The organism is Mycobacterium sp. 852002-40037_SCH5390672 (genome assembly GCF_001665875.1).
GTDB lineage: Bacteria > Actinomycetota > Actinomycetes > Mycobacteriales > Mycobacteriaceae > Mycobacterium.
Genome location: NZ_LZTA01000060.1, coordinates 1 through 23827, shown reverse-complemented (window position 1 = coordinate 23827; position 23827 = coordinate 1). Strand labels below are relative to the sequence as shown.

The 23827-nt window shown below is 68.8% G+C and carries 22 protein-coding genes and 1 pseudogene; 8 read left to right on the top strand and 15 right to left on the bottom strand.

Going from position 1 to position 23827, the window contains the following annotated elements:
* The first annotated feature begins 3 nt into the window (after window positions 1-3).
* Window positions 4-1245, top strand: coding sequence for an SLC13 family permease (locus A5782_RS09800; protein WP_067098681.1), 1242 nt, complete (start codon window positions 4-6; stop codon window positions 1243-1245).
* On the opposite strand, the gene A5782_RS09795 is transcribed toward A5782_RS09800, so the two are convergent.
* The gene (locus tag A5782_RS09795) at window positions 1242-3884 is read right to left on the bottom strand and encodes a LuxR C-terminal-related transcriptional regulator (RefSeq protein ID WP_067098677.1); all 2643 of its coding nucleotides are present in this window, start codon (window positions 3882-3884) and stop codon (window positions 1242-1244) included. The two genes, A5782_RS09800 and A5782_RS09795, sit on opposite strands and share 4 nt — an antisense overlap.
* A 170-nt stretch (window positions 3885-4054) precedes the next feature.
* On the opposite strand from A5782_RS09795, the gene A5782_RS09790 reads away from it, so the two are divergent.
* Entirely contained in the window at window positions 4055-5464 is a 1410-nt protein-coding gene (locus A5782_RS09790) for an NAD(P)/FAD-dependent oxidoreductase (RefSeq protein ID WP_067098673.1), read from the top strand.
* On the opposite strand, the gene A5782_RS09785 is transcribed toward A5782_RS09790, so the two are convergent.
* From A5782_RS09785 to carD, 6 genes are read right to left on the bottom strand one after another with little or no spacing between them, the layout of a single operon-like run.
* Entirely contained in the window at window positions 5461-6414 is a 954-nt protein-coding gene (locus A5782_RS09785; protein WP_369815610.1) for a glycerophosphodiester phosphodiesterase, read from the bottom strand. The two genes, A5782_RS09790 and A5782_RS09785, sit on opposite strands and share 4 nt — an antisense overlap.
* A gap of 41 nt (window positions 6415-6455) precedes the next feature.
* Window positions 6456-7388, bottom strand: coding sequence for a 23S rRNA (guanosine(2251)-2'-O)-methyltransferase RlmB (gene rlmB / locus A5782_RS09780; RefSeq protein ID WP_067098669.1), 933 nt, complete (start codon window positions 7386-7388; stop codon window positions 6456-6458).
* Window positions 7389-8810 carry a cysteine--tRNA ligase gene (gene cysS, locus A5782_RS09775; RefSeq protein ID WP_067098664.1) on the bottom strand — a complete coding sequence of 474 codons (1422 nt, stop codon included), beginning with the start codon at window positions 8808-8810 and terminating at the stop codon, window positions 7389-7391. It lies immediately after the preceding gene.
* Between the two features lie 49 nt (window positions 8811-8859).
* Window positions 8860-9348 (bottom strand): 2-C-methyl-D-erythritol 2,4-cyclodiphosphate synthase, encoded by a 489-nt coding sequence (gene ispF / locus A5782_RS09770; RefSeq protein WP_067098660.1) that lies wholly within the window; start codon window positions 9346-9348, stop codon window positions 8860-8862.
* Complete coding sequence (ispD, locus tag A5782_RS09765) at window positions 9345-10052, bottom strand: 2-C-methyl-D-erythritol 4-phosphate cytidylyltransferase (protein ID WP_067098657.1); 708 nt, start codon at window positions 10050-10052, stop codon at window positions 9345-9347. Before ispD ends, ispF begins: the two co-directional genes overlap by 4 nt.
* Window positions 10053-10068: 16 nt before the next feature.
* Window positions 10069-10557, bottom strand: coding sequence for an RNA polymerase-binding transcription factor CarD (gene carD / locus A5782_RS09760; RefSeq protein ID WP_007166539.1), 489 nt, complete (start codon window positions 10555-10557; stop codon window positions 10069-10071).
* Between the two features lie 279 nt (window positions 10558-10836).
* Between carD and A5782_RS09755 the strand changes: the two genes are divergently transcribed.
* From A5782_RS09755 to disA, 3 genes are read left to right on the top strand one after another with little or no spacing between them, the layout of a single operon-like run.
* Entirely contained in the window at window positions 10837-11397 is a 561-nt protein-coding gene (locus A5782_RS09755; protein ID WP_067098654.1) for a hypothetical protein, read from the top strand.
* A 49-nt stretch (window positions 11398-11446) separates the two neighbouring features.
* Window positions 11447-12850, top strand: coding sequence for a DNA repair protein RadA (radA, locus tag A5782_RS09750; RefSeq protein ID WP_067098651.1), 1404 nt, complete (start codon window positions 11447-11449; stop codon window positions 12848-12850).
* Window positions 12851-12877: 27 nt separating this feature from the next.
* Entirely contained in the window at window positions 12878-13951 is a 1074-nt protein-coding gene (disA, locus tag A5782_RS09745) for a DNA integrity scanning diadenylate cyclase DisA (protein WP_067098648.1), read from the top strand.
* A 24-nt stretch (window positions 13952-13975) separates the two neighbouring features.
* Here the strand turns inward: disA and A5782_RS09740 are convergent, their stop codons facing one another.
* Window positions 13976-14785 carry a hypothetical protein gene (locus A5782_RS09740; protein WP_156623869.1) on the bottom strand — a complete coding sequence of 270 codons (810 nt, stop codon included), beginning with the start codon at window positions 14783-14785 and terminating at the stop codon, window positions 13976-13978.
* Between the two features lie 128 nt (window positions 14786-14913).
* Window positions 14914-15531, bottom strand: a complete 618-nt coding sequence (locus A5782_RS09735; protein WP_067098642.1) for a carbonic anhydrase — start codon at window positions 15529-15531, stop codon at window positions 14914-14916.
* Between the two features lie 15 nt (window positions 15532-15546).
* Between A5782_RS09735 and A5782_RS09730 the strand changes: the two genes are divergently transcribed.
* Complete coding sequence (locus A5782_RS09730) at window positions 15547-16446, top strand: A/G-specific adenine glycosylase (RefSeq protein WP_067098639.1); 900 nt, start codon at window positions 15547-15549, stop codon at window positions 16444-16446.
* Here A5782_RS09730 and A5782_RS09725 read toward each other — a convergent pair.
* Complete coding sequence (locus A5782_RS09725) at window positions 16429-17184, bottom strand: alpha/beta fold hydrolase (RefSeq protein WP_067098636.1); 756 nt, start codon at window positions 17182-17184, stop codon at window positions 16429-16431. The genes A5782_RS09730 and A5782_RS09725 overlap by 18 nt on opposite strands.
* A gap of 63 nt (window positions 17185-17247) precedes the next feature.
* Between A5782_RS09725 and mhuD the strand changes: the two genes are divergently transcribed.
* Both mhuD and A5782_RS09715 read left to right on the top strand, forming a co-directional pair.
* A complete protein-coding gene (mhuD, locus tag A5782_RS09720; RefSeq protein WP_007772332.1) occupies window positions 17248-17568 on the top strand; it encodes a mycobilin-forming heme oxygenase MhuD in 321 nt (106 codons plus the stop codon).
* Window positions 17543-18907: a serine hydrolase gene (locus tag A5782_RS09715; RefSeq protein WP_067098633.1), complete on the top strand. Its 1365-nt coding sequence runs from the start codon at window positions 17543-17545 to the stop codon at window positions 18905-18907. The genes mhuD and A5782_RS09715 overlap by 26 nt, the downstream gene beginning before the upstream one ends.
* Before the next feature lie 4 nt (window positions 18908-18911).
* Here A5782_RS09715 and A5782_RS09710 read toward each other — a convergent pair whose 3' ends face one another.
* The 5 genes and pseudogenes from A5782_RS09710 to lsr2 all read right to left on the bottom strand — a co-directional run.
* Entirely contained in the window at window positions 18912-19460 is a 549-nt protein-coding gene (locus tag A5782_RS09710; protein ID WP_067098631.1) for a histidine phosphatase family protein, read from the bottom strand.
* On the bottom strand, window positions 19457-20248 hold the full coding sequence (locus A5782_RS09705) for a CbtA family protein (protein WP_067098628.1): 792 nt from the start codon (window positions 20246-20248) through the stop codon (window positions 19457-19459). The genes A5782_RS09710 and A5782_RS09705 overlap by 4 nt, the downstream gene beginning before the upstream one ends.
* 8 nt (window positions 20249-20256) lie before the next feature.
* A complete protein-coding gene (locus A5782_RS09700; RefSeq protein ID WP_066991765.1) occupies window positions 20257-20472 on the bottom strand; it encodes a CbtB domain-containing protein in 216 nt (71 codons plus the stop codon).
* A 229-nt stretch (window positions 20473-20701) separates the two neighbouring features.
* Window positions 20702-23248, bottom strand: a complete 2547-nt coding sequence (gene clpC1, locus A5782_RS09695; protein WP_067098625.1) for an ATP-dependent protease ATP-binding subunit ClpC — start codon at window positions 23246-23248, stop codon at window positions 20702-20704.
* A gap of 324 nt (window positions 23249-23572) precedes the next feature.
* Window positions 23573-23827, bottom strand: a pseudogene (lsr2, locus tag A5782_RS25330) (histone-like nucleoid-structuring protein Lsr2); the annotation flags it as partial.

The following is a 23827-nucleotide window of genomic DNA, read 5'->3' as shown; positions in this document are numbered from 1 at the left end:
ACGTTGGCCCTGACGCTTGCGCTGTTGCTGCTTGCTGTTGTCCTCGCGTTCGCCGTCGCGCGCCCCGGGGGCTGGCCCGAGGCGCTGGTGGCCGTCCCGGCGGCCCTGATCCTGATCGCGATCGGTGCGATCTCGGTCCATCAGGCGGAAAAGCAGATCGCCGACCTGTCCGGGGTGGTGGCATTCCTGGGTGCGGTGCTGGTGCTGGCCAAGCTGTGCGACGACGAGGGCCTGTTCGAGGCGGCGGGCGCGGCGATCACGCGGGGGCGCGTCGGCTCGGGCGGCCTGCTGCGTCGGGTGTTCGTCATCGCCTCGGTGATCACCGCGGTGCTGAGCCTGGACGCCGCCGTGGTGTTGCTGACCCCGGTGGTCCTGGCGGCCGTCCGGCGCCAGCGCACCCGGGTGCGGCCGTATGCCTACGCCACCGCCCATCTGGCCAACGGCGCCTCGCTGTTACTGCCGGTGTCGAACCTGACCAACCTGCTGGCCTTCCACACCGCCAACATCTCGTTCACCAAGTTCACCCTCGTGATGGCGGCGCCCTGGGTAGGCGCGGTGGCCGTCCTCTACGTGATCTTCCGGTGGTTCTTCGCCAAGGACCTGCGGGTGCAGCCCGACCCGGAGCAGCTGGGCGCGCCACCGCGCCCACCGGTGTTCGTGTTGGTGGTCGTGGCGCTGACGCTTGCCGGGTTCGCGGTCGCCCAGTCCGTGGACGTCGCGCCCGCCTGGGTGGCGCTGTGCGGCGCAGCGGCGCTGGCGGTGCGCAGCCTGCGCCATCGGCACACCTCGGTGTCCGACATCGTGCGTTCGGTGAACGTGTCGTTCCTGGTGTTCGTGCTGGCGCTGGGCGTCGTGGTGCAGGCGGTCATGCTCAACGGGATGGACCGGGCGATGTCGGCCGTGCTGCCGTCGGGTTCGGGCCTGCCCGCGTTGCTCGCCGTCGCCGCGCTAGCCGCCGTGCTGGCCAACGTCGTCAACAACCTGCCGGCCACCCTGGTGCTGCTGCCGCTGGTTGCGCCGAGTGGGCCGGTGGCGGTGCTGGCGGTGCTGATCGGGGTCAACATCGGCCCCAACCTGACCTACGTCGGATCACTGTCGAACTTGTTGTGGCGGCGCGTGTTACGCCAGCACGACGTCGACGCCGGCGTCGGCGAATACACCCGCCTCGGCGTGTGCACCGTGCCCGCGTCGCTGGCGGTGGCGGTGCTCGGGCTGTGGGCCTCGGCGCGGCTGCTGGGCCTCTAGAGCGTGCGCGAGCCGCACGGGCCAGCTCGAATGATCGACGCCAGCTCCTCACGCGACTGCGCGCCCACCCGCTGGCAGGCCCGGTACACGTGGCCCTCCACGGTGCGCACCGACATCACCAGCTTCTCGGCGATCTCGCGGTTGGACAGACCGGCCACCACGAGTTCGGCGACATCGCGCTGGCGGCCGGCCAACTTCAGGCCCGTCGGGGTGTGCAACGCCGGCGTGTGCAAGCCACCGCACTCGTCGGCCAGTTCCCTGGCCACCGCCGCGGCGTGTACGCCGCGGCGATGGCGTTGGGCTTCGTCGAACACCACCGAGGCCTGCGCGGCCGCATCGGCGGCCGCGACCCGGTCCCCGATCGCCCGGTACGCCGCCGACGCCGCCAGCAGGCCCTCACCGTCGCAGGCCGACAGCGCCTTCGTATGCGATGCGACGGCGTCGGCCAGCGGCAGCGACAACGCGTCGGCCAGCTCCCGCGCTCGTGTGGCTTGCGAGGCATCGCCCCATTGCGAGGCCGCCTGAATGCAGGCCAGCTCGTGGGTGGGCTGGCCGCGGTCGCGGGCAAGCCGCGCCGCCTCCCGCACGGATGCCACGGCCTCACCCAACCGGCCGCTTGCCGCCAACGCCCACCCGTGGGCCAGAGACAAGCCGGTATGCATGAACAGAAAGTCGGCCGGCACACACGACCGCGCCGCCGCCACCGCGTCGTTCGCTTCGCCGACTTGTCCGAGCTTGGCGTGCGCCTCGGCCAACGCGAAGTAGCTCGCCGGCCGCAAACCCGTTGTCACACCGTGTGTTTGCACCCCGGCCACCGCCTCATGCACCAGCCTGGCGGCCTCGGCGACGGCACCGCGAGCCAGCTCGGCGTTGCCCGAGAGCAAGGCCAGGTTCGCATACGCCAGGCCCGGAATGTCACGGGACGAATCGGCCAGTTGCCCTGCCGTCCTGACGAATTCATCGATCCGGCCGGTCAACCGGCAGGCGCGTCCGTAGACGGCCCCGAACCAGAACCGCATATGCGATGCCTGAAACGACGTCGTCGCACGCCGCAGCGCCTGCTCGGCGACGCCGCCGAGCTCATCGACCTGACCCAGCGCCCCCATCGCCATGATCAACGCCAGCGACGCCATCATCGCGTGGAAGCCGGGCAGTTCGGGGAAGCCCAGGGCGGCCCGGGCATTTTCGGCCGCGCACTCACAGCGCGCCGCCACCGCATCCAGGCACGCCTGCACCGCCAACCGCTCCGCCCGTTGGGCCGGGGTCTCGGAATTGGTCGAGGCAAGGCCGTCGAGGATCTCCGCCGCGTCCTTGGGGTTGAAGAGGTTCCACATCAGGTTGGCCGCCCGCACCGTCGCCCAGTGATGGCCGTCGGGCAGGTCGCGGTCAGCCATCGCGCGCAGCGCCGACTCGGCGGGCTCGCCCCGCCCCAGCAACGCCAGGTTCATTGCCCGCACCCCCGCCGCCCCGGGAGCACCGGCTTGGGTGGCGGCGGTGGCGAACCGGTCGGCCAGATCCAGATCCAGCAGGGTCATCGCGTGGCGTGCCGATTCCAGGTACAGCTCGGGGTCGGGATCGAGGTCGGACTCGAGACGCAGCAGCGCGCGGCGCACCGTGGCCTGCATGTCGGCGTCGCCCGCGTCGCCCAGCCGCGTCGCCAGCCTGCCCCGGATTTCGGACAGATACAGCTCGCCGGCGCTGGCGCGGCGCAGCTCACCGAACAGCGGGTGGGCCAGCCTGGCCGTCAGCCCGGCGCCGGTGCGTTCGATACTCACCAGACCCATCTGCTCGGCCGCCGCCAGTTCGCTGCGCCGCGCCACATCGCACAGCACCTCCACGGCCAGCGGCTCACACTGCGACAACGTGTCGATCACCATCGCCACCCGTGGGCTGAGTCGACCCATCTGACGGCCCACCGTGTCGGACAGGCTCGCCGAGACCGCGACATCGCCGTCCCACATCCATACCCCGGCCGTTTTACGCATCCGGCCGGCCGCCACCTGATCGGCCAGCAGCTGCCTCAGGAACAGGGCGTTCCCACCGGTCAGCTTTTGGAACCGCGTAGCGGTGCGCGCATCGACCGGACCGTCCAGCCTGTTCTCGATGACCTCGCGTGTGGCGGCGGCCGAAAGCGGTTTGAGATCAAGCCTTTCCAATAGCCCGTCTTTCCACAACGCCGTCACCGCATCCGGTTCGTCGCTGCCGGTGCGGACGGTGACCACCAGCCGGACCCCACCCGACTGCGCCAGCTGGTGGACGACGAGCGCAGACAGTCTGTCCAGCAGGTGCGCGTCATCGACTCCGATCAACACACGGCGCTGACGCTGTTGTGCCACAAACGAATTGATGACTCGGCGCACGTCGGTCAGCGGATCCGACTGTGCCTCGTTCATAGCCTCGGTCATCGCGCCGATGAACGCCCCCAGGGGCAGAGTCTGCGCCGAGTCGGTGCCGACGATCCATTGCGTTCGCTCCCCCGACGCCTCGGCGCGCCGCAGCACTTCGTGGGCGAGCCAGGTCTTACCCACGCCGGCGGCTCCGGCGATCACGACGCCCGTGTGGTGGCCGCCCGCACTCAGGGCGCGGCGAATGATTCCCAATTCGCTGTCGCGCCCGGTCAGCGGCTCGGCGCCGATCACTCGGCGACTATAACGGCGCGCACGCATCGGATGGGAGGCTTTGTCGGCGTTTAGGTGACCTGATGTGTAGCCGCACCGCAGCAATGACGTAGTCGACTACGCTGTCGGCCCGCGTCGCCGGCCATGAGCATGGGTTTCGTCGGATAGGCGCTCAGCACAGGCGGTGGGCTATGGCACAGGTCGGAAATCATGCGCTGGTATTCGGAGCGAGCATGGCCGGTCTGCTGGCCGCGCGATCGCTGAGCGAGTTCTTCGACAACGTCACGGTGGTGGAGCGCGATTCGCTGCCGGACATCCGTCCCGAAACGGCCACGGCTCGTCGGGGTGTGCCGCAGGGCCGGCACCTTCACGGTCTGCTGCCCCGCGGTGGGCAGGTACTCGAGGAATTGTTCCCCGGCATCCTCGATCAGCTGGTCCTCGACGGCGCGCAGCACATGGATGGCCGCGACCTTTCCCGGGTGCACTACGACTTGGGCGGGCACCTGATGGTGCGATCGGGCGCGGCTCACTCGTTCGCCGTCCATCTCGCCACCCGGCCCTTCCTCGAGGAGCATGTCCGCGCGCGCCTGCGCCGCATCGCCAACGTCACGCTGCTCGACGACCACGACATCGTGGACTTGACCACGACACCAGACCGCCGCCGAGTCACCGGCGCACAGGTAGTCAACCGTCGCACCCGCGAAGACATCACGCTGAGCGCGGAGTTGGTCGTCGACGCCACCGGACGCGGCGCCCGCACCCCGGCATGGCTGCAGGCCCTGGGCTACGCACGCCCGACCGAGATGCACGTCCCGGTACACCTGACCTACGTGAGCCAATTACTGCGTATGGCACCGGATGTCCTGCACGAACTCGGTTTCATCGTTGGAGCCGTGCCCGGCCGGCCGCGCGGGGTGGGCATGCTGCATTGCGAGAACGACACGTGGATGTTCACCGTCTACGGCATCGGGGGTCACGCGCCGCCCGCAGACCTGGCGTCGATGTGCGAGTTCGTCGAGGACTGCGCACCGGCCCAGCTGCTGGCCGCGGTCCGGGCCGCCGAACCCATCGGGGAGCCCACCCGACACGGCCAACCGTCCAGCCAGTGGCGCCGCTACGACAGGATGCAACGCTTTCCGGAAGGCCTGCTGGTCGTCGGCGACGCGATCTGCAGTTTCAACCCGATCTATGGTCAGGGCATGACGGTGGCCGCGCTGGAGGCCTTGGCGCTGCGTGACTGCTTATCAGGCGGCACAAGGGATTTGGCGCTTCGATTCTTCCGCACCGCCACGGTGCCGATCCGCCAGGCGTGGGAACTGTCGGCCAACCCCGACCTGTGCCTACCCGAAATCGAGGGCACGCCGCCGCTGCTCACCCGGCTGCTCAACGGATACATCGATCGCATACTCACCGCGACCGAATACGACCCCGTCGCGGTCGAACGGTTCGTGCGGGTCACCGCGCTCATCGATCCCGCTGCCAGGCTGCTGCGCCCGGGCATGATGTGGCGCGCCGCCCTGGCCAACCGTCGCCGACCGCGACGCCGTGACGAGCAGCCGGCTCGCGCGAACGGCGAGCTGACCGGCAGCGTAGCCGGCTAGTCTCGCCGGTAGGCCGGCGGCAACGGCATCGAGAGTTCGGCGAGCACGCCGCGCAACAGCGTCGGATAATCGGTGATGATGCCGTCGACACGAAAGCCGATCTGCCGGCGCATGGCGGCGGCGTCGTCCACGGTCCACGGAATCACCTTGAGCCCCAACGCATGCGCGCGGTCAACATAGGGCTCGCCGGTGACCAGCCGGTAGTCCGGTGAGATGATGCCGGCGCCGACCAGCCGGGCGCCGATCAGGGGATCGCCGACGAGAGCCGGGTTCACACCGGCCAGCCATGGCGAGTCCGGCGCCCAGGTGTGCTCGTCGTATAGGGCCACCAACGGAATGGACGGCTCGGCGCGCCGCACCAGCGGCAGGGCGCTCCAGTCGAAGCTCTGGATCTCCACCCGGTCGACCTTGCCCGCGGACCTGGCCGCGGCCAGTATCACGTCGACGAACTCCTGCGGCTGCGCCGATGCCCCGGGCCGGTCGGCCTCCACCTTGGTTTCGATGTTGTAGCGCATCGCGTCGGCGCGGTAGGAGTCTACGAGCGCGAAAACCTGTGGCAGCGTGGCTATCTTGTTGCCCCGCACCACTTCGGCCCGGGGATAGTCACCCAGCGGTCGGCCACAGTCCAGGGTTTCGACCTGCTCCCGGGTGAGCTCGTGCACGAGCTTGCCGACGTACGGATACTGCGGGTCACCGGCGAACGCCGGCGCGGTGTCGGCGCATTTGTCGGCCTGTATCGTCGGGTCGTGCCACACCAGCGGTTGAGCGTCCTTGGTGAGGACGATGTCGAGTTCCAATGTGCTGACGCCCAATTCGAGCGCCTTGGCGAACGCACGCAGGGACTCCTCGGTGGTCTCCCCGCGCCCGCCGCGATGGGCCTGAAGGTCGAATTCGGGCGGTTGGGCCCGGGCCGCGCCGACGGGCGACACCACGACGGCCAGCAGCACCACCAGCACGGCACGAAGGCGCGCGGTTCGGCCGGGCACCGGAGTTAACTTCTGCGCTGGCGCGTGATTTCGGCGAGTACCACCCCGGCTGCCACCGACGCGTTCAGCGATTCGGTGTTCCCCGCCATCGGGATGGACACAACTTCGTCGCAGTTCTGCCGCACCAACCGCGACAGCCCCTTGCCTTCCGATCCCACGACGACCACCAGCGGATCGCTACCGTCTATGTCGTCGAGCGTGGTGCCACCGCCTGCGTCCAGTCCGATCACCCGCAGCCCTCGGCCGGCCCAATCCGTCAGTGTCCTGGTCAGATTGGTGGCCCGCGCCACCGGGATGCGGGCCGCTGCACCGGCGCTGGTGCGCCAGGCCACCGCCGTCACCGACGCCGAACGCCGCTGCGGGATCAGCACCCCGTGCCCGCCGAATGCCGCCACCGAACGGACGATGGCGCCCAGGTTGCGGGGGTCGGAGATGTTGTCCAGCGCGACAAGCAGCGCCGGCGGCGAGGCGATCGCGGCGGCAACCAGATCGTCGGGGTGGGCGTAGTTGTAGGGCGGCACCTGCAAGGCGATGCCCTGATGCAGGTGGTTGCTGGTCATCCGGTCCAAATCGGTGCGCGGGACCTCGAGGATGGAGATGCCCGAATCGGCTGCGCGGGTGACGGATTCGGTGAGCCGCTCGTCGGCTTCGGTGCCCAGCGCCACGTAGAGCGCGGTGGCCGGCACCCCGGCCCTCAGGCACTCCAGTACCGGGTTGCGGCCCAGCACCGTCTCTGCTTCGTCGGTCCGGCCCCGCGCCGGCCGACGGCTCTGCGTCTTGGCGCGCTTGGCCGCCGGATGGTTGGGGCGCATGTGCGCGGGCGGGGTGGCGCCGCGGCCTTCCAGCCCACGGCGACGCTGGCCGCCCGAACCCACGGTGGGGCCCTTCTTGGTGCCCTCTTTGCGTATCGCCCCGCGGCGACGTGAGTTGCCGGCCATCTACTTTGGCCCCTGGCTTTCTGGACCGGCCTGCAGCGACCACTGCGGCCCGTCGGCGGTGTCGGTGACCTCGATGCCGGCGTACTTGAGCCGGTCGCGGATCTCGTCGGCCAGTGCCCAGTTGCGTTCCTCGCGCGCCTTCTGTCGGTTCTCCAGCTCCGCCTGGACCAGCACGTCGACGGCGGCCAGCGCCGCCGACGTTTCGTCGCGGGTTTCCCAGCGTTCGTCGAGGGGGTCGCAGCCCAAGATGCCCATCATCGCGCGGATCGCGCCGGCATGCCGCAGCGCGCCTTCGTGATCGCCGGAGTCCAGCGCCCGATTGCCTTCGGCGCGGGCCTGGTGCACTTCGGCGAGCGCGGTCGGCACGGCCAGGTCGTCGTTGAGGGCCTCGGCGAATCGTGGGGTCCATTGCCCGGGTTCGACGCCGCCGACCCGCACCCGCACCCGGTGCAGGAATTCCTCAACTCCGACATAGGCTTTCACCGCATCCTGCAGGGCGGTGTCGGAGAATTCCAGCATCGACCGGTAGTGGGCGCTGCCCAGGTAGTAGCGCAGCTCGGCGGCGCGCACACGCTGCAGCAACGCCGGTATGGCCAGCACGTTGCCCAGCGATTTGCTCATCTTCTCGCCGCCCATCGTCACCCAGCCGTTGTGCAGCCAGTAGCGGGCGAATCCGTCGCCGGCGGCGCGGCTCTGGGCGATCTCGTTCTCGTGGTGCGGGAAGACCAGATCCATTCCACCGCAATGGATGTCGAATTCCGGACCCAGATAGGTGCGGGCCATCGCGGAGCATTCCAGGTGCCAACCCGGGCGGCCGCGGCCCCACGGGGTGGGCCAGGACGGCTCGCCGGCCTTGGCGGCCTTCCACAGCGTGAAGTCACGCTGATCGCGTTTGCAGGTGGCCACGCCTTCGCCCTGATGGACGTCGTCGATCCTGTGCCCGGACAGCTGCCCGTATTCCGGGTAGCTGAGCACGTTGAAGTAGACATCGCCGCCCGCGGCGTAAGCGTGATCGGTTTCGATCAGCCGTCCCATCAACTCGACCATCTGGGTGATGTGGCCGGTGGCCCGGGGCTCTGCCGACGGCGGCAGCACGTCCAGCGCGTCGTAGGCGGCGCTGAAGGCGCGCTCGTAGGTGGCCGCCCATTCCCACCACGGCCGGCCCGCCGCGGCGGCCTTGTTGAGGATTTTGTCGTCGATGTCGGTGACGTTGCGGATGAATGCGACGTCGCAGCCGCGCGCGATCAGCCATCGGCGCAGGATGTCGAAGGCCACCCCGCTGCGGACGTGGCCGATGTGCGGCAGGCCCTGGACGGTGGCACCACACAGGTAGATGGAGACGTGACCCTCGCGCAGCGGAACGAAATCACGCACGGCACCGGCCGCCGTGTCGTGTAGCCGCAAGCGGGCGTGATCGGTCACGACGTGCCAGCTTACCGGGTAGTTCCCCGGCGCCCGGCGCTGCGCGGGCTTAGCCGGTGGGGACGACCAGCGCGGTGGCGATGGCGGCCAGGCCCTCACCGCGTCCGGTCAGCCCTAACCCGTCGGTCGTGGTCGCCGACACCGAGACCGGCGCGCCCAGCAATTCCGACAGCACCCGCTGCGCGTCGGCGCGGCGGGGACCGACTTTCGGCCGGTTCCCGATGACCTGAACGGTGGCGTTGCCGACCCGGAAGCCGTGGTGCGACGTCAGATCCGCGACGTGGCGCAGCATGTCGGCGCCACTGACCCCTTTCCAGCGCGGATCGTCGACCCCGAACACGGCACCCACGTCGCCCAGACCGGCCGCCGACAGCACCGCGTCGCACAGCGCGTGCGCCCCCACGTCGCCGTCGGAATGACCTGCACAGCCGTCGGCGTCGGCGAAAAGCAGACCCAGCAGCCAGCACGGCCGTCCACGTTCGATCGGGTGCACGTCGACGCCCAGGCCGACCCTGGGAAGGGGAAGTGAGGCGTTCACCGGCGCACGACGGTTTCGGCCAGCACCAAATCGAGCTGGGTGGTGATCTTGAATGCCAGCGGGTCGCCGTCGACCACCTGGACCTGGCCGCCGACATGCTCGACCAGCGACGCGTCGTCGGTGAAACCGGCCATGCCGGCGCCGGCGCGGTAGGCACGCAACAGCAGATCGGTCGCGAAGCCCTGCGGAGTCTGCACGGCACGCAGCCCGGCACGCTCCGGCGTCCCCAGGACCAGCCCGTTGGCGTCCACGGCCTTGATGGTGTCATGCAGGCGCAGCGCCGGCACGACGGCGTCGTGACCCGCCCGCAGCGCCTCCACGACACGGGTGATCAGCGCCGGGGGCGTCAGCGCCCGCGCCGCGTCGTGTACCAGCACGAACTCGGGCGCCGCCGTCGGCAGGGCCGCGAGGGCCAAGTTGACGGATTCGGTGCGGTCGGGTCCGCCGGCAACGACGGTGGCGCGTCCGGCGTCGACGGGTGCGCCCAGAACCTGGCCGGCCTCGTCGATCCGGTCGGCGGGAACCGCCACCACGACGTGATCGACCACGCCGGATTCCAGCAAGCCGGTGACGGCGCGCTGCAGCAGCGTGCGGCCGTCAACCAAACAGAATGCCTTGGGAATTCCTGCGGCCAGTCGTTCGCCCGACCCTGCGGCGGGGACGATTGCGACTACTTTGCCCGAGACGCCCGTCTCCGGGACCACCGAAGTGTCAGGACCTTCAGGAAGCGGCGGCCAGAACCTCGTCGAGGATGGTCTCCGCCTTGGCGTCGTCGGTGCTCTCGGCCAACGCCAATTCACCGACCAGAATCTGGCGGGCCTTGGCCAGCATCCGCTTCTCGCCGGCCGACAACCCACGCTCCTGGTCGCGGCGCCACAGGTCGCGGACTACCTCGGCGACCTTGTTGACATCGCCGGAAGCAAGCTTTTCGAGATTTGCCTTGTAGCGGCGCGACCAGTTCGTCGGCTCTTCGGTGTGCGGTGCGCGCAACACCTGGAAAACCTTGTCGAGACCTTCTTGTCCGACGACGTCGCGGACGCCAACGTACTCAGCGTTATCTGCGGGAACTCGAACTGTCAGGTCGCCCTGCGCCACCTTCAAGACGAGATATTCTTTTTGTTCCCCTTTGATCGTCCGGGTTTCGATCGCCTCGACTAACGCAGCACCGTGATGCGGGTAAACAACGGTGTCGCCGACCTTGAAGATCATCTGATTCGAGCCCCTTTCGTTACTTCAATCCTAACACGCCCGTCTAACTACACGCGAAGCAACGATGCAGGTCAGGGGCACAACACGCGCAGATTAGGGGTTGACATGGGGACCAAGTCGTGCAGTGCAGCACATTACCAACGCCCCGGAAGCGGTTCTGCGGTGGCCCGTTCGGGCGCTCCTGCGCTGGTCTGGCGCCCCGCGCTATCGCCCGTGAGGCGTTCCTACTACTGTGCATAGTTGCATCAGTCGAACCGGCTCAGCAGGAGGCTCGAGAGAGTGAACCGCTTCAAGATCCGCCTCGGCCTTCCCGCGCTCACCCTCGCCGGCGTGATGGCCGTTCTGGCCGCTCTGCTCAGCGGTTGCGGAGCCGGACAGGTCTCGCAGATGGCGGTCCAGGAGCCGGCCATCAACGGCAACAAGGTCACGTTCAACAACGTGGCGCTGCGCGACATCCGGATCCAGGCCAACCAAACCGGCGACTACCTGCAGCCGGGCCGGACCGTGGACCTGGTGCTGGTGGCGGTCAACCAGTCGCCGAATTCCCCCGACAGGCTGGTCGGCATCACCAGTGACATCGGCACGGTGACCGTCAGCGGGGACGCCCGGCTTCCCGCCGGCGGGTCGCTGTTCATCGGCACGCCGGAGGGTGAGAAGGTAGCGCCGGGCCCGGTGGGTTCCAACACCGCCGCGGCCAAGGCGACCGTCGATCTGACCAAGCCCATCTCCAATGGCCTCACCTACAACTTCACCTTCACTTTCGAGAAGGCCGGACAGGCCACCGTCGCAGTGCCGATCGCGGCCGGGCTGAAGCCCCCGCAGCAAAACCAGGCGGGCTAACCGCCTGTCGTGACACCTGCTTGTCGTAGCGGCTCGATACCGTCATGACGTGGCAACTGCGCGCTCCCAATACCGCTGTTCGGAATGCCGGCATGTCACCGCGAAATGGGTTGGCCGCTGCCTGGAATGCGGCACCTGGGGCACCGTGGACGAGGTCCCGGTGCTCAGTGCGGTCGCCGGCCGCCGAGCCGGCCTGGCCGCGGCGTCACCAGCCGTGCCGATCACTTCCATCGAGCCCAATGCCAGCCAGCACCGCACGACGGGCGTAGACGAACTCGACCGGGTGCTCGGCGGCGGCGTGGTGCCCGGCTCGGTCACGCTGCTGGCCGGCGACCCGGGCGTGGGTAAGTCGACGCTGCTGCTCGAGGTCGCGCATCGCTGGGCGGAATCCGGCCGTCGCGCGCTGTACATCTCCGGTGAGGAGTCCGCGGGCCAGATCCGGCTGCGCGCGGATCGCATCGGCTGCGGCGGCGACGAGCTCTACCTGGCCGCCGAATCCGACCTGCACACGGTGCTCGAGCACATCGCCACGGTAAAGCCCGCGCTGGTGATCGTGGACTCGGTGCAGACCATGTCCACCACCGAGGCCGACGGTGTCGCCGGCGGCGTCACCCAGGTGCGCGCGGTGACGTCGGCACTGACCGCCGCGGCCAAAACCAAAGGGGTCGCGCTGATCCTGGTCGGACACGTCACCAAGGACGGGGCCATCGCCGGGCCGCGTTCCCTGGAGCATCTCGTCGACGTGGTGCTGCATTTCGAGGGCGACCGCAACGGCTCGCTGCGGATGGTCCGGGGAATCAAGAACCGGTTCGGCGCGGCCGACGAGGTCGGGTGTTTCCTGTTGCACGACAACGGGATCGAAGGCGTCGCCGACCCGTCGAACCTGTTCTTGGATCAGCGTCCGGCCCCGGTTCCCGGCACCGCGATCACGGTGACACTCGACGGAAAACGACCGCTCATCGGCGAGGTGCAGGCGCTGCTGGCCGCGCCGACGGGCGGCTCGCCGCGCCGCGCCGTCAGCGGCATCGACCATTCCCGGGCGGCGATGATCACCGCGGTGCTGGAAAAGCACGCCAAGTTGCCCGTCGCGGCCAACGACATCTACCTGTCCACCGTCGGCGGCATGCGGCTGACCGATCCGTCGTCGGATCTGGCGGTCGCGGTCGCGCTGGCTTCGGCGCTCGGGGATCTGCCGTTGCCCACCACCGCGGTGATGATCGGCGAGGTGGGACTGGCCGGAGATCTCCGGCGGGTCAGCGGCATGGAGCGGCGCCTGAGCGAAGCCGCCCGCCAGGGGTTCAGCATCGCGCTCGTCCCGCCGGGCTGTCAGGGCGTGCCGCGCGGCATGCGCGCGCTCACCGCGCCCACCATCGTGGCGGCCCTGGCGCACATGATCGACATCGCCGACCACCGCACTGGCAGGCCCGCAAACCTGCGACGGCTGGACGCATGACGCGTCGGGCCGGAAGAATGACACGCTGTGACTCGTCCGACCCTGCGTGAAACCGTCGCCCGCCTGGCCCCGGGCACCGGGCTGCGTGACGGCCTGGAACGCATCCTGCGTGGCCGCACCGGCGCGCTGATCGTGCTCGGCAACGACGAAGCCGTCGAGGCCATCTGCGACGGCGGCTTCGCGCTGGATGTGCGCTACGCGCCCACCCGGCTGCGCGAGCTGGCGAAGATGGACGGCGCCGTCGTGCTGTCCACCGACGGCGGCCGCATCGTGCGGGCCAACGTGCAGCTGGTCCCGGACCCGTCCATCGCGACCGACGAGTCGGGGACTCGGCACCGCTCCGCGGAGCGGGCCGCGATCCAGACCGGCTACCCGGTGATCTCGGTGAGCCACTCGATGAACATCGTGACCGTCTACGTGGGCGGGGAGCGCCACGTGGTGGCCGACTCGGCGACCATCCTGTCGCGGGCCAACCAGGCGATCGCCACCCTGGAGCGGTACAAGATCAGGCTCGACGAGGTCAGCAGGCAGCTGTCGCGCGCCGAGATCGAGGACTTCGTCACGCTGCGCGACGTCATGACGGTGGTGCAGCGGCTCGAGCTGGTCCGGCGGATCGGTCAGGTGATCGACAACGACGTGGTCGAACTGGGCACCGACGGGCGCCAACTGCGGCTGCAACTCGACGAGCTGCTGGGCGACAACGACAACGCCCGCGAACTGATCGTGCGCGACTATCACGCCAGCCCGGAGCCGCTGTCCGAAGTCCAGATGACGGCCACACTCGACGAGCTGGACGCGCTGTCGGACGCCGAGCTGCTCGACTTCACCATCCTGGCAAAGGTTTTCGGGTATCCCACGACCACCGAGGCGCAGGATTCGGCGGTGAGCCCGCGCGGCTACCGTGCGCTGGCCGGCATTCCCCGCCTGCAGTTCGCACACGCCGACCTGCTGGTCCGCTCGTTCGGGACGCTGCAGAACGTGCTGGCGGCCAGCGCCAACGACCTGCAATCGGTCGAGGGCATCGGCGCGATGTGGGCCCGCCATGTGCGGGAAGGACTGTCGCAGCTGGCGGAGTCGACGATCACCGACTCATTGAACTAGGTGCGTGCTGATCTGCAGTGGGCCTCAGCCCGCGGGCGGCGGAGCCATCGGCGGCGCCTCGGGCTGCGGCACGGCGCCCGGCTGACCCGGCCCGGGCACCGGTCCCGGCGGCGGTGGCGGCTGGTTCAGGATGAACGGAACCGGCATCGAGCGCAGATTGCCCAGCTGCACGACGAGGTTGTAGGTGCCCGGCCCGATCGCCGGCCGCGGCAGCGGGCAGTGCGGCGCCGAACCCATTCCCGTCCACGTCACCGCGGTGGTCACCTGCTCGCCCGGCGTGAAGGTTTTGATCAGCGTTTCGTTGGACGGCGCGCAGTCCAGGTTGGACCACAGCCGCTTGTTGTCCAGCGAGTAGACGTAGGCCGCCAGCACCGCGGCGCCGACGTCACGCTTGCAGGCCACCAGCCCGATGTTGGTGACGACCATGGTGAACTTCGGCTGGTCACCGATGAAGTACTGGGGTGCGTTGGTGAGGCCCTTGACCGCCAGCGTCGAATCGGGGCAGTCGTCGCCCTCCTTGAGCACCGGCGGCGGCTGCACCGCGGCGGTGGGGGTGGGGGTCTCGGGGTTCTGCCCCTGCGCCGGCGGCACCACCGGAGCGGGGCCCTCGGGTCCCACCGGTGGGGGCGCCTGGGGCGCAGGCGATCCCGGCTTGTTCTGAGCGGCACTGGCTTTGTCGGCATTGGCGGGCTTGGCGCCCGCGCTGTGTCCCATGAAGGCGATGACGATGGCGGCCACGATCCCGATCACGACGACCGCGATACCAATGGCCAGGCCTCTGCGCCGCCAATAGATCTCGGTGGGTAGCGGGCCACGCGGTTCCAGATCGAGCACGTTCGCAGCGTAGGCCCAGGTCACATCGATTCGGCTGACCCGCCTCGGCGTGTCGCCAGGTTTGCTGGCCAACCGCCGTGTAGTAGCGACCGGGCGGCCGGGATTTCCCGATCCGTGTTTGCCGCTGTTTACTCGCCCAAGTCGCCGGTGTGGTCGGACAGCTCGGCCCGCCCGTCCGCCAGCTGATAGGTGACGCCGGCTATCGCCAGCGTGCCCGCGGCCAACCGCTCGGCGATGATCGTCGATCGAGACGCGAGCTGCGCGACGGTTTCGGTTACGTGCCGCCTCTCGAGCTCGTCGACGCTGCTCAGGCCGTCGCGACGGCCCACCAGGATCGACGGGGCCACGCGTTCCACCACATCGCGCACGAAACCGCCGGGTACCGCGCCGTCGTCGATCGCTCCCACGGCCGCCTTGACCGCACCGCAGCCGGAATGGCCGACGACGACGACGAGCGGAACGTTGAGCGCCGCCACCGCGTACTCGATGGAGCCCAAGACCGCCGTGTCCATCGCCTGCCCGGCCGTGCGAACCACGAAGATGTCGCCCAGCCCCTGGTCGAAGAGGAGCTCGGCGGCCACCCGGCTGTCCGCGCAGGCGAACACCGCCGCGATCGGCTGCTGGCCGGACACCAAACTCGCGCGGCGCTCGACGCTTTGGTTCGGATGCTCGGGACGGCCGGCGACGAATCGCTCGTTACCCTCTTTGAGTGTCTTCCATGCTGTTGCCGGAGTGGTGTTGGGCATGGCACACATTGTGCTGTGCCGCGGTCGCCCGTGGATAGCCGACCTCGAATCCCGGCGGATGAACTTCTGGGATGGTACGAAACAGCGCGCCGCGATCTGCCGTGGCGCGAGCCCGGAGTCAGCGCCTGGCAGATCCTGGTCAGCGAATTCATGCTGCAGCAGACGCCGGTCTCCCGGGTGCTGCCGATCTGGACGGACTGGGTGCGGCGCTGGCCCACCGCGTCGGCCACGGCCGCCGCCAGCGCGGCCGACGTGCTGCGCGCCTGGGGCAAGCTGGGCTATCCGCGGCGGGCCAAGCGGTTACACGAGTGCGCCATCGTGATCGCGCGGGATCACGGCGACGTCGTTCCCGACGACGTCGACACCCTGCTGACCCTGCCCGGTGTCGGCAGCTACACCGCTCGCGCGATCGCCTGCTTCGCCTATGGCCAGCCGGTTCCGGTGGTGGACACCAACGTGCGCCGGGTGGTGGCGCGCGCGGTGCACGGCCTGGCCGACGCGGGCGCACCGTCGGCGACGCGCGACCACGCCGACGTGTCGGCGCTGCTGCCCGCCGACGGCACGGCGCCGACGTTCTCGGTGGCGCTGATGGAGCTGGGCGCGACGGTGTGCACGGCACGTGGGCCGCGCTGTGGGCTGTGCCCACTCGGCCGCTGCGCGTGGCGGCATGCCGGCTATCCCCCCGCGCAGGGGCCCGCCCGCCGCGTTCAGACCTACGCCGGAACCGACCGCCAGGTCCGCGGACGGCTGCTGGATGTCTTGCGCGCCAACGATTCTCCGGTGACTCGCGCCGAACTGGATGTGGCGTGGCTGACCGATACCGCACAGCGAGACCGCGCGCTGTATTCGCTGCTGGCCGACGGCTTGGTGGCGCAGACGCGCGACGGCAGGTTCGCCCTAGCCGGCGAGGAATGACTCGACGGCTTGACGGTAACGCTGAGGTGCCTCGTCGTGAACCAGATGACCGGCTTGTGGAATCTTCAAATATGTTGCGGTGCTTGTATTTTCGGCCATCCGTTGCATCTGGCCCGGCGGGGTTACCGAATTGCCGGCCTCGATGAGCAGCGCGGGGGCGCGCACCGCGCGCCACTGCGCCCAGTAGTCCCGGGTGCCCCATTCGGCGGCGATCTCGATCCACCGCGCGGTGTGACCGTGCAGCCGCCAACCGGTTTCGGTGCGGTCGAAGGCCTCCAGGAAATACTGGCCGGCGACGGGCCCAAACTCGGCGAAAACCTGTTCGGCGGAGTCGAATTCGACCGGAAGTGCATGCAGCCAGGGTTCCCAGGGGCCGGTGGTGCGGCCGCGGAAGTCCGGCGCCATGTCCTCGAGTACCAGGGCGGAAACCAGTTCGGGTCGCTCGGCCGCCAAGCACCACGCATGCAGGGCGCCCATCGAGTGCCCGACCATCCTGACCGGCACCGCCAGTGTGCTCACCGCGTCGGCCAAATCGGCCACGAACCGTTCGGTACTGATCGGGTGCGGATCGTCGACATCGCGGCCCCGGTGCCACAACGCGTCGTAGGTGTACACGGTGCCCAGCAGGGTCAGCCACGGCAGCTGCCGCGGCCAGGTGGTTCCCCGCCCCATCAGGCCGTGGACCAGCACCACCGGCTCGCCGTTTCCACCGTGGCAAGTCAACAGATGGCTGGGCATAGCACCATCTTGCGTGCACCGCCCTGGGCTTGAGCACGGGGATGGGCGGGGTAGCCTAGCGGCATGTCGCCAGTGGTGAAGATCAACGCAATCGAGGTACCCGCCGACGCCGGCCCGGAGCTGGAGAAGCGGTTCGCCCACCGGGCGCACGCCGTCGACAATCAGCCCGGCTTCCTCGGCTTTCAGCTGCTCCGCCCCATCAAGGGCGAGAACCGCTACTTCGTGGTGACCCAGTGGGAGTCCGAAGAGGCATTCCAGGCGTGGGCGCAGGGGCCCGCCATCGAAGCGCACTCCGGTGAGCGGGCGAAGCCGGTCGCGACCGGGGCCTCGCTGCTGGAATTCGAGGTTGTGATGGACGTTGCCGGCAACAAGCAGGCTGGCTAGCGGGCTATCGGCCTGGCGCCGCGCATTGACGCTGAGCGCGGCCGCCGCACTGGTAGTGACATTGGCGTCCGGTTGCGCCCCTAACCCCTCCCCGCAGGCGAACGCGGCGAATCCGGGCCGGCAGATCGACACCCGGACCCCGCCCGGCATCCGGGCCCAGCAGACGCTGGACATGCTCAACTCGGACTGGCCCATCGGGCCGGTCGGGGTGGGCACCCTCGCCGCGCCCGACAAGGTCGAGTCGGTCGAAGCCACCATGGAGGCGCTGTGGTGGGACCGTCCATTCACGCTCAACGGCGTCGACCTCGGCGCGAGTGTGGCGACCCTGCACCTGACCTCGTCCTACGGTGCGCGACAAGACATCCGAATTCACACCGACGACGGCGGATATGTGGGTCACTTCGATCTCGACACCCAGGCGCCCACGATCAACTCGTGGCACGACATCGACGCGGTGTTGAGCAAGACCGGTGCGCGCTATTCCTATCAAGTCGCCAAGGTCAACGACGGCCACTGCGACCCGGTGGCGGGCACCAACACACGCGAGTCTTTGCCGCTGGCATCAATTTTCAAGCTGTACGTGTTGCATGCGCTGGCGGGCGCGATCAAGAACGGAACGGTGTCCTGGGATGATCAGCTGACCGTCACCGAAAAGAGCCGGGCGGTGGGCTCGTCGGGGTTGGCATTGCCTGCCGGAGCGCATGTTTCGGTGCGCACCGCCGCCGAGAAGATGATCGCCACCAGCGACAACATGGCGACCGACTTGCTGATCGGGAGGATGGGCACGCAGGCCATCTCCGAAGCGCTCGCCACGGCCGGCCATCACGACCCGGCCAGCATGACCCCGTTCCCGACGATGTACGAGTTGTTCTCCGTCGGCTGGGGCAGGCCCGATCTGCGTGGCCAATGGGAGCACGGGTCACCGCAAGTCCGCGCGCGACTGCTCGAGCAGGCGAATTCGACGCCGTACGACCCGGATCCGATGCGGGCTCACTCGCCGGCGTCCTCCTACGGCGCGGAGTGGTACGGCAACGCCGAGGACATCTGCCGGGTCCATGCGGCACTGCAGGCCGACGCGGTCGGCAAGGCCGCACCGGTGCGCGAGATCCTCTCCGCGGTCGCGGGTATCCAGCTCGACCACAACGTCTGGCCCTACATCGGCGCGAAAGCCGGTGGCCTGCCGGGTGATTTGACGTTCAGTTGGTATGCCGTCGACAACACACGGCAGCCGTGGGTGGTGAGCTTTCAGCTGAACTGGCCGCGCGATCACGGGCCCACCGTGACCAGCTGGATGTTGAAGGTGGCCAAACAGGCCTTCGCGCTGATCGCCCCGCGCTGAGGCTCTAGAAGCGCAGCGTCCAACGGCCGGCCCGGAAATGCATGACGATGCGGCCGGCCGGCGCGACGTCGATGCGCCAAAACGATGCCGGGGCGATGTCGAGCGCCGCCACGATCGCCGCCCGGCTCACCGCCGGGTGCGTCACCGCCACCGTGCGTAATGGGTTGGCGGTCAACGACTCCAGCCACTGCGAAACCCGGGAGACCAGGTCGGTGATCGACTCACCACCGTGGGGAGCGGCGGCCGGTTGGGTCAGCCACACGTCGAGTTCCTCCGGCGGCAGGGCCGCAAGCGCCTCGCCGCGCCACCGTCCGCAGTTGAGGTCGGCCAACCGCGGCTCGGTATCGGCTTGCAGGCCAAGCAATTTCGCGGTCTGCCGGGTGCGCTGCTCGGGTCCGGCCAGCTGACGCAGCGCCGCACCGGCGAGGCCGCCCAACGCCTCAACCTGGCGGCGGCCGAGCGCGTTCAGCGGTTCGTCAGTGGGAAAACGCCCGTCCGCCAAGGCATCCGTCATGCCATGCGAGAACAGGGTCAGCCGGACGACCTCGGTCACGCCGCGATACTCGACGCCTGCCCGCGCGGTTCCCGTGCCCCGAGCAGCCGGCCGCTGATGGTCGCGAAGACCAGACCGATACCCGCCCACAGCACCAGCTGCGTGGCCAGCGACAGCAACCTGAACTCGTAGAGGACGTCGGCGGGAAATCCCGGATAGACGATCGTGCCCGCGCCATCGCGCAGCGGCTCGGGGATCTCGTCCACGCCCGGCAGCAACGACGCCACCACGACGATCACCACCAGATACGCCCCGGCCGCCAGCAGCCGTGCGTTCCACGCGCCGAACCGGGCGACGAGGCGCCGCGCCAGCCACACCGCGCCGATTGCCAGCACCACCGACACCAGCACCATCACCAGGTACCAGCCGGTGCGCGCCCCGATCGTGTCGGCCTGCCCGACCGCCGGTGGGTTGGGCGGATACTTCACGAACGGCACCACGTACACCGCCCCGAACGCGCCGGCCGCCAGGAGCAACGAAAGCGCCCGCGGTTGACCAACTTGCGTCCGCGCGTAGACCACGCTGAACAGCACGGCGAACAGCGCGCCCATGGCGAGACCGAAGATCAGCACGCCGAACCCCAGCCCGGGGCCCGATTGCACGCCGCGGGTGAACAACTCGGCGCCGTGCTCGTGCACGCCGTGCGCATTCTCGGCGTCGGTGCGGCCGTCTTCAAAAGCGATGGCGCGGCCGATGACGGGCTCGGCGCACAGGCGGGCGAAGACGAACGCCAGCACCGCGCCGACAGCGCCCGCCAGAAGACCGCCCGCGATCAGGCGTTTCTCCACGAGACGGATCAGTGGCAGGGGAAGCCGAGGAGGTGGCGCGCGTCATGCACGAACTCGTGCACGTGCGAGTCGCTGCCGAACAGCGAGACCGCCCCCTGGTCGACGCCGACGAAGTACAGCGCCAGCAACGCGAGGAAGACGGTCGCCGCCAGCCAAAGCGCGGTGCTTGCCGCCGACAGATCGACCGATCGGGTGCGGCTGCCGGTTAGCTGCGGGTGGGACACAATCGACTCCTTCTGGGGATAACGCGTCCCCGCTGGGTGTGACGAGTCTCGGGTCTGACTTTGGACAGTGGCGCGACCGTTCTGGACTTTCACCAGATTCCGTTAAACGTCGATGACAACGGTCAGTGTAAACCCCGCCGTTGGCCGGGCAAACGGTGATCAGCGCCGCGGACGCAGCGAAACGGGCGGCTGGTCCCGAAGGAGACCAACCGCCCGTTTGTGCTGATCGCTACTGCGCGTCCGGCCCCGGGTCACCGGCGCTGTGCGCCCCGGCTTTGGCCAGGTCCGGCTCGGCCGGCGGCTTGCGGGTACCGGTGAAGGTGAAGGTCGCGTCCTCACCGGAGCTTTCGCCGTCCCAGTTGTCCACGTCGACCGTGACGATCTGACCGGGCCCGACTTCGTCGAAGAGGATCTTCTCGGAGAGCTGGTCCTCGATCTCGCGCTGAATGGTGCGCCGCAGCGGCCGGGCACCCAGCACGGGGTCGAAGCCGCGCTTGGCCAGCAGTGCCTTGGCCTTGTCGGTCAGCTCCATCGCCATGTCCTTGGCCTTGAGCTGCTTGCCGACGCGCTCGATCATCAGGTCGACCATCCGGATGATCTCGTCGCGGGTCAGCTGGTGGAAGACGATGATGTCGTCGATGCGGTTGAGGAACTCCGGGCGGAAGTGCTTCTTCAGCTCGTCGTTGACCTTCTGCTTCATCCGCTCGTAGTTGTTCTCACCGCCACCCTGGGTGAAGCCCAGGCCCACCGGCTTGGAGATGTCGCTGGTGCCGAGGTTCGACGTGAAGATCAGCACCGTGTTCTTGAAGTCCACCGTGCGGCCCTGCCCGTCGGTGAGCCGGCCATCCTCAAGCACCTGCAACAGGCTGTTGTAGATCTCCTGGTGGGCCTTCTCGATCTCGTCGAACAGCACCACCGAGAACGGCTTGCGCCGCACCTTCTCGGTGAGCTGGCCACCCTCTTCGTAGCCGACGTATCCCGGGGGCGCACCGAACAACCGCGACGCGGTGAACCGGTCGTGGAACTCACCCATGTCGATCTGGATGAGCGCGTCGTCGTCGCCGAACAGGAAGTTGGCCAGCGCCTTGGACAGCTCGGTCTTACCCACGCCGGACGGGCCGGCGAAGATGAACGAACCCGACGGGCGCTTGGGGTCCTTCAGCCCGGCCCGGGTGCGGCGGATCGCCTTCGAGACGGCCCTGACGGCGTCCTCCTGGCCGATGATCCGCTTGTGCAGCTCGTCTTCCATGCGCAGCAGCCGGGTGGTCTCGGCCTCGGTGAGCTTGAACACCGGGATACCGGTCCAGTTGCCCAGCACCTCGGCGATCTCATTGTCGTCGACCTCGGCGACCACGTCCAGATCGCCTGAGCGCCACTGCTTTTCGCGCTCGGCACGCTGGCCCACCAGTTGCTTCTCGCGGTCGCGCAGGCTGGCCGCCTTCTCGAAGTCCTGGGCGTCGATCGCCGATTCCTTCTCCCGGCGCGCCTCGGCGATCTTCTCGTCGAACTCGCGCAGGTCTGGTGGTGCGGTCATCCGGCGGATCCGCATCCTGGCGCCTGCCTCGTCGATCAGGTCGATCGCCTTGTCGGGCAGGAACCGATCGTTGATGTAGCGGTCGGCCAGGGTGGCCGCGGCCACCATCGCGCCGTCGGTGATCGACACCCGGTGGTGCGCCTCGTAACGGTCGCGCAGACCCTTGAGGATCTCGATGGTGTGCTCCACCGTCGGCTCGCCCACCTGCACCGGCTGGAAGCGGCGCTCCAGGGCGGCGTCCTTCTCGATGTACTTGCGGTACTCGTCGAGCGTGGTGGCACCAATGGTCTGCAGCTCGCCGCGGGCCAGCTTCGGCTTGAGGATGCTCGCGGCATCGATCGCGCCCTCGGCGGCACCCGCACCCACCAGGGTGTGCAGCTCGTCGATGAACAGGATGATGTCACCGCGGGTGTTGATCTCCTTGAGCACCTTCTTCAGGCGCTCCTCGAAGTCACCGCGGTAGCGGCTGCCCGCCACCAACGAACCCAGGTCCAGCGTGTAGAGCTGCTTGTCCTTCAGCGTCTCGGGAACCTCGCCGTGCACGATCGCCTGCGCGAGGCCTTCCACGACCGCGGTCTTACCGACACCGGGCTCGCCGATCAACACCGGGTTGTTCTTGGTGCGCCGGCTCAACACCTGCATCACCCGCTCGATTTCCTTCTCGCGGCCGATGACCGGGTCCAGCTTGCCTTCCATCGCGGCGGCCGTCAGGTTGCGGCCGAACTGGTCGAGCACCAGCGACGTGGACGGGCTGCCCGATTCGCCGCCGCGGCCACCGGTGCCGGCCTCCGCGGCCTCCTTGCCCTGGTAGCCGCTCAGCAACTGGATCACCTGCTGGCGCACCCGGGTCAGCTCGGCGCCGAGCTTCACCAGCACCTGCGCGGCCACGCCCTCACCCTCGCGGATCAGGCCCAGCAAAATGTGCTCGGTGCCGATGTAGTTGTGGCCGAGCTGCAGCGCCTCGCGCAGGCTCAGCTCCAGAACCTTCTTGGCGCGGGGCGTGAACGGAATGTGTCCCGACGGGGCCTGCTGCCCCTGGCCGATGATCTCCTCGACCTGGCTGCGGACGCCCTCGAGCGAGATGCCCAGGGACTCCAGCGACTTCGCCGCGACGCCTTCACCCTCGTGGATCAAACCCAGCAGGATGTGCTCGGTGCCGATGTAGTTGTGGTTGAGCATCCGGGCCTCTTCTTGCGCCAGGACGACGACCCGCCGTGCGCGGTCGGTAAATCTTTCAAACATCGGGTTACCTGCTCTCCCTCAACATCGGTACAAACTTGTTAGCGGCCCAGTGCCGGTCCCCTGTGGCCGGAATCGCGTACCTGTCTCCACTGTAATGGTCGGCTTGCCGGCGGGCCTAACCTTGCGGCGCCTTCTTCGCTGCGGACCGCTCGGTCTTTCCGGGTCCAATCTCACCTGCTACTGCCACCGGCGTTGAGCGCTGTAACTGGATAAACGTCGCAAAGTTCGAATTCGTTTCCTCAACCAGCCAGTCGATTGTTTCGCGCCCAGCGAAATGACAAACCGGCGCCCAGGCCTGGAGCCCGGGCGCCGGTTTGAGGTCTGCTAGGTCGCCGCGTGGAATGCGTCGATCACGTCGGCCGGGATGCGGCCACGCGTCGACACGTTGTGCCCGTTGCGGCGAGCCCAGTCGCGGATGGCTGCGCTCTGCTCACGGTCGATCGCGCCACGGCCGCGTCCCGAGCCGGAACGCCCGCGTCGGCGGCCGCCCCCGCGGCGGCCGGCTTGCCACCCATTGCGGAGAAACCCCCCCCCGTTTGCGGCCGTGTTTGGCGGAAGAAAAAAATCCCCAGGACCCCC